The sequence below is a fragment of the Candidatus Marinimicrobia bacterium CG08_land_8_20_14_0_20_45_22 genome, from assembly GCA_002774355.1.
Classification (GTDB): Bacteria; Fidelibacterota; UBA2242; order UBA2242; family UBA2242; genus 0-14-0-20-45-22.
Map to the genome: position 1 here is coordinate 1 of PEYN01000207.1, position 1,071 is coordinate 1,071.

Annotated in this window: 1 protein-coding gene; it reads right to left on the reverse strand. The window is 47.1% G+C overall.

The features are described from left to right. Positions 1–1,070 (reverse strand): hypothetical protein (locus COT43_11730; protein PIS27203.1); only part of this gene is annotated, 1,070 nt, incomplete at its 3' end. Between the last annotated feature and the right edge of the window lies 1 nt (position 1,071).

The following is a 1,071-nucleotide window of genomic DNA, read 5'->3' on the forward strand; positions in this document are numbered from 1 at the left end:
GTCCCGGCATTGATCGGTGGGATTTTTAATTCGAGCGAAACTGTCGTTAAAGATTCAGAAGATTTCGCCGCGTAGGGTGTGCGGAAAGTCGTATAGTAATGAACGCTTTCGCTGGGATGAAGCGGCGATTGGACAGTAGCGCCTACCAGAAAATCGAACCAAATCCGATTCAAATTCTTGGTATTCGTCAGCGCTGAGATTTCAAACCGGAATTCCGTTAACCCGCCATCGAGTGAATTCTTGGCAACGAGTTTCGCACTAAAGCCATTTGATAAAGCCACTGGCGTATTCAGAGAGTTTAGATCAAAAGTTGTTTTATTGAAGGAATTGATCGTTGCAATTTTACAGGTGCTACCGGCGTTAGAGACGATAAAACTGAACCGGTCAGTCTCATCGACGCCTGCAGTGCCGAGTTCGTCCTTTTTCGAACCTAATTTCGGATTGTAAAATTTTCTAGCATGGTCATTGAAAAAGTTGACTCTTACGACTTTATAGACAATCATTTCTCCCTGTGAAGGCATGATTTGTTCGACCCAGTATCCGTCCCAGACCTCAAACACGCCGCCGGCCATGCGATGAAACGGAATATAAATGCCGTTTTCGATATCCCATTTATAGGCGTAAGAATCGATCATTCCGGCAAAATTGGCGTCTTCCAGCGTCATCTCCTCCGATTCGCTTCCGGTGGTGACGTTGACAATCGTATTCTTCCAGTCAGTCGTGTAATTGAACGGATTGGCGACCATCGTGATTCCCGCGTACGAACCTTGCGGCGGATCGATTGGAATATAGTAATCAGATGTTTGTGGAACCAGCGTTCCCGTCACCTCAACATTTTCATTGGCGTAAGGATCCTGATACATCCAGTAACCGAGACCGGGAGTAATCGTCGCCGGATCACCCCAATCGGTATAGTCACCAGCAGGATTTGGGTCGAGTTCTTTCCAGCGAATGTAGGATTGATGGCCGATGTCCCAGCGGGAGAATCGCCAATAAGTGCCTGCATCCCAGAAATACGGATAAAAGATGGAATCCGGGTTCGTGTTTTCAGGTGTTACTGGAAAGCCCATC